Raw genomic sequence first — 8,329 nt, forward strand, 5'->3', positions numbered from 1 at the left:
GCTGGCGCCAAGACCCACCTGGCCGACCTGGCCACGCTGCTGCACACCGCCGGCATCGGCCTGCTCGCACTGAACGACGTGGCCGGCCTGGTGGTGATGCGCACCGTCTGCTGCCTGGCCAACGAGGCCTCGGAATTGATGACCACCTCGACTACGCGCGCGGCCGACATCGACACCGCCATGCGCCTGGGCACCAACTACCCGCTGGGCCCGCTGGCCTGGGCCGACCAGCTCGGTCCCAGCCGGGTGTTCGGTGTGTTGGCGAACCTGCAGCAGCACTACGGCGAGACGCGCTACCGCCGCGCGCCGCTGCTCTCGCGCCACCACTTTGCAGGCAGCCACTTCCACGGTGAATGAGGCCGCAGAGCCCACGCCCCGGCCCTTGATTTTCGGAGAGAGACATGCCCGCCAAGCGACCCGCCCCTGGAGATCTGGAGACCATCGAGACCGCCAGCCGTGACGAGATCGAAGCGCTGCAACTGCAGCGCCTGCGCTGGACGCTGCAACACGCCTACGACCACGTGCCGCACTACCGCCAGACCTTCGATTCAGCCGGCGTGCACCCCGGTGACCTGAAGGCGCTGGCCGACCTGGCGAAGTTCCCGTTCACCACCAAGCGCGACCTGCGGGACAACTACCCCTTCGGCCTGTTCGCCGTGCCGCGCGAGCAGGTCGCGCGCATCCATGCGTCTTCGGGCACCACCGGCAAGCCGACCGTGGTGGGCTACACCAAGAAGGACATAGCCACCTGGGCCGACCTGGTGGCGCGCTCCATCCGCGCCGCCGGCGGCCGGGCGGGCGACCTCGTCCACATCGCCTACGGCTACGGCCTGTTCACCGGCGGCCTGGGCGCGCACTACGGCGCCGAGCGGGCCGGCTGCACCGTGATACCGATGTCCGGCGGCCAGACCGAAAAGCAGGTCCAGCTGATCCACGACTTCAAGCCCGACATCATCATGGTGACGCCCTCGTACATGCAGGTCATCATCGAGGAGTTCACCCGCCAGGGGCTGGATGCGCGCGAAAGCTCGCTGAAGGTCGGCATCTTCGGCGCCGAGCCGTGGACCGAGGCGATGCGGCGCGAGATCGAAGGCAAGGCCAGCATCGACGCGGTCGACATCTACGGCCTGTCCGAAGTGATGGGCCCGGGTGTGGCCAGCGAGTGCATTGAAAGCAAGGACGGGCCGGTCGTCTGGGAAGACCATTTCTACCCCGAGATCATCGACCCGCTGACCGGCGAAGTGCTGCCCGACGGCAGCGAAGGCGAGCTGGTGTTCACCTCGCTGAGCAAGGAGGCGCTGCCCATCATCCGCTACCGCACGCGCGACCTGACGCGCCTCTTGCCGCCCACGTCCCGATCGTTTCGCCGCATGGGCAAGATCGTCGGCCGCAGCGACGACATGCTGATCATCCGCGGCGTGAACGTGTTCCCCACGCAGATCGAGGAGATCGTGCTGCAGCACCAGCAGCTCTCCGGCCAGTACCAGATCGTTGTCAGCCGTGAAGGCCTGCTGGACCAGGTCGAGGTCGTCTGCGAACAGCATGCCGGCGCGAGCCTGAATGACAGCGAGCTGCGCGACATCGCCGGTTGGCTGCAGCACCGCATCAAGACCCTGGTGGGCATTTCCGTCAAGCCCAGCGTGCAGACCAACGGCAGCATCGAACGCACGCTGGTCGGTAAGGCCCGTCGCGTGGTCGACAAGCGGCCGAAGTAAGCCACGCCCCTGTCACCCATTCACCCAAAGGAACGCGCATGTACACCCAAGCCATGGACCTGATGGCCAAGGAAGGCGGCCCGGCGCAGAAGCCGCTGCGCAGCGCCGAGGAGGTGCAGCTGGAAGCCCGCTTCGAAGCCCGCATTGACGACGGCGGCTTCATCGAAGCCAAGGACTGGATGCCCGAGCACTACCGCAAGACGCTGGTGCGGCAGATCAGCCAGCACGCACATTCGGAGATCGTCGGCATGCTGCCCGAGGGCAACTGGATCACCCGCGCGCCCACGCTCAAGCGCAAGACCATCCTGCTGGCCAAGGTGCAGGACGAAGCCGGCCACGGCCTCTACCTCTATGCGGCGGCCGAGACCTTGGGCACCTCGCGCGACCAGATGTACGAGGCGCTGCACACCGGCCGCGCCAAGTACAGCTCGATCTTCAACTACCCCACGCTGAGCTGGGCCGACATGGGCGTGATCGGCTGGCTGGTGGACGGCGCAGCCATCATGAACCAGGTGCCGCTGTGCCGCTGCTCGTACGCGCCGTATGCGCGGGCGATGGTGCGCATCTGCCGCGAAGAAAGCTTTCACCAGCGCCAGGGCTACGAGGCCTTGCTGACGATGATGAACCATGGCACCGCGGCGCAGAAAGAGATGGTGCAGGACGCGGTGAACCGCTGGTGGTGGCCCTCGCTGATGATGTTCGGCCCGCCGGATGCGGAGAGCCCAAACTCGGCGCAGTCCATGCGCTGGGGCATCAAGCGCATCTCCAACGACGCACTGCGCCAGAAGTTCATCGACGCCACCGTCGAGCAGGCCAAGCTGCTGGGCGTGAGCCTGCCGGACCCGGACCTGAAGTGGAACGAGGAACGCCAGTCCCACGATTACGGCCCCATCGACTGGGCCGAGTTCTGGCGCGTGGTCAATGGCGACGGCCCCTGCAACCGCGAGCGCCTGAACGCCCGCGTGGACGCCTGGGAAGACGGCGCCTGGGTGCGCGATGCCGCCATGGCGTACGCCCGCAAGCAACAGCAGATTGACAAGGAAGCAGCATGAGCACCGGCAACAGCCAGAACCCGAAGGTCGACCCCAAGGCAGCGCAGGAATGGCCGCTGTGGGAAGTGTTCGTGCGCAGCAAGGCGGGGCTGGACCACAAGCACTGCGGCAGCCTGCACGCACCCGACGCGGCCGGCGCGATCCAGCTGGCGCGCGAGGTCTACACCCGGCGCCAGGAAGGCACCAGCGTGTGGGTCGTGCAGTCCAAGGACATCGTCGCCAGCGACCCGTCGGACAAGGACATGTACTTCGACCCGATGGAAGACAAGGTCTACCGCCATCCGACCTTCTACGAGCTGCCGGCTTCGGTCGACCACATGTGATCGGGGGCCCTGCAACATGACCGCTTCGATTCAAGTCACCACCAACCCCGCCGTGCAATACGTGCTGCGACTGGGCGACACCTGCCTGATCGCCGGCCAGCGACTGGCCGAGTGGTCGGGCCGCGGCCCGGTGCTGGAAGAAGACATCGCCTTGTCCAACATGGCGCTGGACCTGGTAGGCCAGGCGCGTGCGCTTTTGACCCATGCCAGCAAGCTCGAAGGCGCGGGCCATGACGAAGACCAACTGGCCTTCCTGCGCGACGAGCGCGACTTCCTGAACCCGACCCTGGTCGAGCTGCCGCGCGGCGACTTCGCCGTCACGGTGTTGCGCAATGCCATTCTCGCCACCTTCCTGAAGCAGCTGTGGATCCGCCTGCAAGGCTCCAGTGACAGCGAGCTGGCCGGCATTGCCGGCAAGGCCGTGAAGGAAGCGCGCTACCACCAGCAGCACGCCGCAGACTGGGTGGCTCGCCTGGGCGACGGCACCGATGAATCGCGCCGCCGCATGGAACGTGCGCTGCGCGACCTGTGGCTGTACGTGGCCGAGCTGTTCGACGCCGATGCGGTGGACGAAGCGGCGGCTGCCAGCGGCCTGGGCCCGCGCTGGTCCGACGTGCAGGCCGCGTGGACCGCCGAGATGGACCAGATCCTCGAAGGCGGCAAGTTGCAAGCGCCCAAGCTCGGCGCCTTCCGCAGCGACGGCAAGCGCGGCCGCCACAGCGAGCACATGGGCTACATCCTGGCCGAGATGCAGCATTTGCAGCGCAGCTTCCCTGGAGGCGTCTGGTGAACCTGGTCGCGCCGCCGAAACAGGACACGGCCCGCCTCGAACAGGTCTGGGCGGTGCTGGACACCGTGCTGGACCCGGAGGTTCCCGCCGTCTCGGTGCGCGACCTGGGGATCGTGCGCGACGTGATCGCCACCAGCGACGGTGGCATCGAGGTCGTGCTCACACCCACCTATTCCGGCTGCCCGGCCACCGAGGTCATCGAGCGTGACGTGCTGGCTGCCGTGCACCCAGCGGGCCTGGGCCCCGCCCGCGTGCGCCTGCAGCGCGCCCCCGCCTGGACCACCGACTGGATCAGCGAAGCCGGCCGCCAGAAGATGAACGCCTACGGCATCGCGCCGCCCGGGCCGGTGCTGGACCAAGGCGAGTCGCTGGTGCGTGTCATCCCCCGGCTGGCCTGCCCGCGCTGCGGCAGCAAACGCACCGAGCGCCTGTCCGCCTTCGGTTCCACCGCCTGCAAGGCCCTGTACCGCTGCATCGCGTGCCAGGAGCCTTTTGAACACTTCAAACCCATATGAGCGGCCTGCACTTCCACCCTTTGCGCGTGCGCGCGCTGCTGCCAGACACCGACGAAGCCACCATCGTGTCGTTTGAGGTGCCTGAATCCCTGCGCGAGCAGTTCCGCTTCAAGCCTGGCCAGTACCTGACGCTGCGCACCGAAGTCGACGGCGTGGACCTGCGGCGCTCATACTCGATTTGCTCGGCCAGCGGCGACGAGCTGCGCGTGGGCGTGCGCAAGGTGCCGGGCGGCGTGTTCTCCACCTGGGTCAACGAACACCTAAAGCCGGGCGACCTGCTGCAGGTCATTCCGCCGCAGGGGCATTTCACGGTGCCTGCGCTGCCGGCGGCTGACGCGCCAGCGCGCCACTACCTCGGCATTGCCGGCGGCAGCGGCATCACGCCCATCCTGTCCATCATGAAGACGGTGCTGGCCGAGCAACCCAAGGCCCGCTTCACGCTGATCTACGGCAACCGGCAGCAGAAGTCCACGATGTTCAAGGAAGAACTCGAGGACCTGAAGAACCGCTACCTGACGCGGCTGGTGCTGCACCACGTCTTCTCGCGCGAAGTAATGGACACGCCGCTGAACGGTGGCCGGCTGGACCGCAACAAGCTGGCCGAGTTCTTCCGCACGCTGGTGAACCCCGCAGGCATCGACCACGCCTTCGTCTGCGGCCCGTTTGGGGTGAACGACGAAGCCGAGGCCGCGTTGCGAGCCGCTGGCCTGTCGGACGACCAGATCCACATCGAGCGCTTCGGCGTGCCGGATGCCGAGCGCGCCGCGCAGGTGCACCTGCCGCAGCCTGGCGACGCCGAAAGCGCCCGCGTCATCATCATCCGTGACGGGCTGGAGCGCGAGATCTCGTTCCGCAAGAGCGACCCCAGCATCCTGGACGCCGCGGCTGCAGCCGGCCTGGAAGTGCCGTTCTCGTGCAAGTCCGGTGTGTGCTGCACCTGCCGCGCCAAGCTGCTCGAAGGCCAGGTGCGCATGGACCGCAACTTCGCGCTGGAGAAGCACGAGGTCGAGGCCGGCTTTGTGCTGACCTGTCAGTCGCACCCGCTGACCGAGCGCGTGGTGCTCTCCTTCGATGAACGCTGAGAATCCGGCTTCCCCTCACTGACAAGGAAAGCCGTGGCCCGCGGACGTTCTCCCGGATACGACAACCAGCGCGACGCCATCCTGGCGCGTGCGGCCGAGCTGTTTGCCCAGCAGGGCTACCCGGGCACTTCGATGAACCAGGTCGCGCAGGCCTGCGGCCTGTCCAAGCCCGCGGTCTACCACTACTTCCGCGACAAGTACGCGCTGCTGGTCGAGATTGCCGAAGGCCATGTGGCACGGCTGCAGGAGCTGGTGCAGGAGGTCGAAGCAGCCGACCTGTTGCCAGAGCCGCGGCTGCGCGAGTTGATCCACCGCTTCGTCGAGGAATACGGCAGCGCCCAGCATGCGCACCGGGTGCTGACCGAGGACGTGGGCATCCTCGAACCAGCCGACCGCGAACGGGTGCTGAACAAGGAACGCCAGGTGGTGGAAGGCTTTGCGCGGGCCATCCGCCAGATGCGTCCGCGGCTGGCCGAGGGCGGCATGAGCAAGCCGTTGACCATGCTGCTGTTCGGCATGATCAATTGGATGTTCACCTGGCTGCGCCCGGATGGCGCGCTGACCTACGCCGCGATGGCCCCCGTCGTCACGGACCTGTTTTTCGGCGGCATCGGCGCGGTGCGCCCGCCGCTGCCGGCCGAGCCGCCACCCGATCCCAAGACATCCAACGGAGACTGAACCCATGACCCCCTCGCCTCGCCACGCCTGGATCATCGACGGCGTGCGCACCCCCTTCGGCCGTTACGGCGGCAGCCTGGCGGGCGTGCGCACCGACGACCTCGGCGCCGTGCCCATCAAGGCCTTGATGGACCGCAACCCCGGCGTGGACTGGGCGGCGGTGGACGACGTGCTCTACGGCTGCGCCAACCAGGCCGGCGAGGACAACCGCAACGTGGCCCGCATGGTTGCGCTGCTGGCGGGCCTGCCGGTGGACGTGCCGGGCAGCACCATCAACCGCCTGTGCGGCTCCGGGCTGGACGCGGTGGGCAGCGCGGCGCGCGCCATCGTCGCGGGCGATGCGGACCTGGTCATAGCCGGCGGTGTGGAGAGCATGACGCGCGCGCCCTTCGTGATGGGCAAGGCCGACAACGCGTTTTCGCGCAGCGCCAAGGTCGAGGACACCACCATCGGCTGGCGCTTCGTCAACGCGAAGATGAAAGCCTCGCACGGCATCGACTCGATGCCCGAGACGGCAGAAAACGTCGCCACCGACTACAAGGTCTCGCGCGCCGACCAGGATCAGTTCGCCTGGACCTCGCAGCAGCGCACCGAGGCCGCACGCCGGGCCGGCTTCTTCGACGGCGAGATCGTGCCGGTGGTCATTCCTTCATCCAAAACATCAGCCAAGGGCAATGGCGAGCCGATCAGCATCACCACCGACGAACACCCGCGCCCCGACACCACGCTGGAGCAGCTGAACCGCCTGAAGGGCGTAGTGCGGCCAGACGGCAGCGTCACCGCCGGCAATGCCTCGGGCGTGAACGATGGCGCGGTGGCGCTGCTGCTGGCCTCCGACGAGGCCGTGAAGCGCTACAAGCTGAAGCCGCGCGGCCGTGTGCTGGCGATGATGGCCGCGGGCGTGCCGCCACGCATCATGGGCATGGGCCCGGCGCCGGCCACGAAGAAGCTGCTGGCCCACCTGGGCTGGACGCTGGACGAGGTCGACACCATCGAGCTCAACGAAGCCTTTGCCGCGCAAGGTCTGGCGGTGATGCGCGAACTCGGCCTGCCCGACGACTCGGCCAAGGTCAACCCGAACGGCGGTGCCATCGCCATCGGCCACCCGCTGGGTGCCTCCGGTGCACGCCTGGTGCTGACCGCACTGCGCCAGCTGGAGCGCACCGCCGGCCGCCGCGCGATTGCCACCATGTGCATCGGCGTCGGCCAGGGCATCGCCATCGCCATTGAACGCGCTTGACCGGAGCCTCGACATGACAACCCCTGTTCTTCAAAGTTTCATCGGCGGCCGCTGGATCGGCCAGCAGGCATCGCAGTCGCTGCTGAGCGCCATCAACGGCCAACCTGTGGCCGGCACACATGCCGAAAGCCTGGACTTCGGCGAGGCCGTCACGCACGCCCGAGGCCCTGGCGTGGCCGCGCTGCTGAAGCTGGACTTCCAGCAGCGTGCCGCGCGGCTGAAGGCGCTGGGCGCCTACCTCAACGAGCACAAGGAAACGCTGTACGAAATCTCGCGCCACACCGGCGCCACACGCAAGGACAGCTGGGTCGACATCGAAGGCGGCTCCGGCACGCTGTACGCCTACGCCAGCCTGGGTGCCAACGGCCTGCCCTCGGGCAATGTGCTCCACGAGGGCCCGGTGATTCCGCTGGGCAAAAAAGGCGGCTTTGCCGGCACCCACATCCTGGTGCCACGCGGCGGCGTGGCGGTGCACATCAATGCCTTCAACTTCCCGGTCTGGGGCATGCTGGAAAAGTTCGCGCCCAGCTTCCTGGCCGGCATGCCGTGCATCGTCAAACCGGCCACCGCCACCAGCTATTTGACCGAAGCCACTGTGCGGCTGATGCACGCCAGCGGCCTGCTGCCCGAAGGCAGCCTGCAACTGGTGATCGGCAGCACCGGGGACCTGCTGGACCGCCTGGCCGGCCAGGACATGGTGACCTTCACCGGCTCGGCCGACACCGCCGCCAAGCTGCGCGTGCACCCGAACCTGATCCGCCAATCGGTGCCCTTCAACGCCGAGGCCGATTCGCTGAACTGCGCCATCCTCGCGCCCGACGTGACGCCGGACGACGAGGAGTTCGAGCTCTTCGTGCGCGAAGTGGCCAACGAAATGACCACCAAGGCCGGCCAGAAGTGCACCGCCATCCGCCGCGCCATCGTGCCGCGCCAG

At 67.7% G+C, this 8,329-nt stretch carries 10 protein-coding genes; all 10 read left to right on the forward strand.

The annotated features are described in order from the left end of the window. Nucleotides 1-357: 3-hydroxyacyl-CoA dehydrogenase family protein (locus tag FKP22_RS13995; RefSeq protein WP_233446844.1), on the forward strand; the 357-nt coding region annotated here is incomplete at its 5' end. Between the two features lie 44 nt (nucleotides 358-401). Continuing rightward, nucleotides 402-1,715 carry a phenylacetate--CoA ligase PaaK gene (paaK, locus tag FKP22_RS14000; RefSeq protein ID WP_141288095.1) on the forward strand — a complete coding sequence of 438 codons (1,314 nt, stop codon included), beginning with the start codon at nucleotides 402-404 and terminating at the stop codon, nucleotides 1,713-1,715. Between the two features lie 38 nt (nucleotides 1,716-1,753). Then, on the forward strand, nucleotides 1,754-2,767 hold the full coding sequence (gene paaA, locus FKP22_RS14005; protein WP_141288096.1) for a 1,2-phenylacetyl-CoA epoxidase subunit PaaA: 1,014 nt from the start codon (nucleotides 1,754-1,756) through the stop codon (nucleotides 2,765-2,767). Beyond that, the gene (gene paaB / locus FKP22_RS14010) at nucleotides 2,764-3,090 is read left to right on the forward strand and encodes a 1,2-phenylacetyl-CoA epoxidase subunit PaaB (protein ID WP_141288097.1); all 327 of its coding nucleotides are present in this window, start codon (nucleotides 2,764-2,766) and stop codon (nucleotides 3,088-3,090) included. Before paaA ends, paaB begins: the two co-directional genes overlap by 4 nt. Nucleotides 3,091-3,106: 16 nt before the next feature. Then, nucleotides 3,107-3,880, forward strand: a complete 774-nt coding sequence (gene paaC / locus FKP22_RS14015; protein WP_141288098.1) for a 1,2-phenylacetyl-CoA epoxidase subunit PaaC — start codon at nucleotides 3,107-3,109, stop codon at nucleotides 3,878-3,880. Continuing rightward, nucleotides 3,874-4,395: a 1,2-phenylacetyl-CoA epoxidase subunit PaaD gene (gene paaD / locus FKP22_RS14020; protein ID WP_375140582.1), complete on the forward strand. Its 522-nt coding sequence runs from the start codon at nucleotides 3,874-3,876 to the stop codon at nucleotides 4,393-4,395. The genes paaC and paaD overlap by 7 nt, the downstream gene beginning before the upstream one ends. Next, on the forward strand, nucleotides 4,392-5,477 hold the full coding sequence (gene paaE, locus FKP22_RS14025; RefSeq protein ID WP_141288099.1) for a 1,2-phenylacetyl-CoA epoxidase subunit PaaE: 1,086 nt from the start codon (nucleotides 4,392-4,394) through the stop codon (nucleotides 5,475-5,477). The genes paaD and paaE overlap by 4 nt, the downstream gene beginning before the upstream one ends. A gap of 33 nt (nucleotides 5,478-5,510) precedes the next feature. Further along, the gene (locus FKP22_RS14030) at nucleotides 5,511-6,155 is read left to right on the forward strand and encodes a TetR/AcrR family transcriptional regulator (RefSeq protein ID WP_141288100.1); all 645 of its coding nucleotides are present in this window, start codon (nucleotides 5,511-5,513) and stop codon (nucleotides 6,153-6,155) included. Between the two features lie 4 nt (nucleotides 6,156-6,159). Beyond that, entirely contained in the window at nucleotides 6,160-7,395 is a 1,236-nt protein-coding gene (gene pcaF, locus FKP22_RS14035) for a 3-oxoadipyl-CoA thiolase (RefSeq protein WP_141288101.1), read from the forward strand. A gap of 13 nt (nucleotides 7,396-7,408) precedes the next feature. Next, nucleotides 7,409-8,329, forward strand: a 921-nt coding sequence (locus FKP22_RS14040; RefSeq protein ID WP_141288102.1) for an aldehyde dehydrogenase family protein, incomplete at its 3' end; no start/stop codon positions are given.

The sequence above is a fragment of the Ideonella azotifigens genome (genome assembly GCF_006519715.1).
Classification (GTDB): Bacteria; Pseudomonadota; Gammaproteobacteria; order Burkholderiales; family Burkholderiaceae_C; genus Ideonella; species Ideonella azotifigens.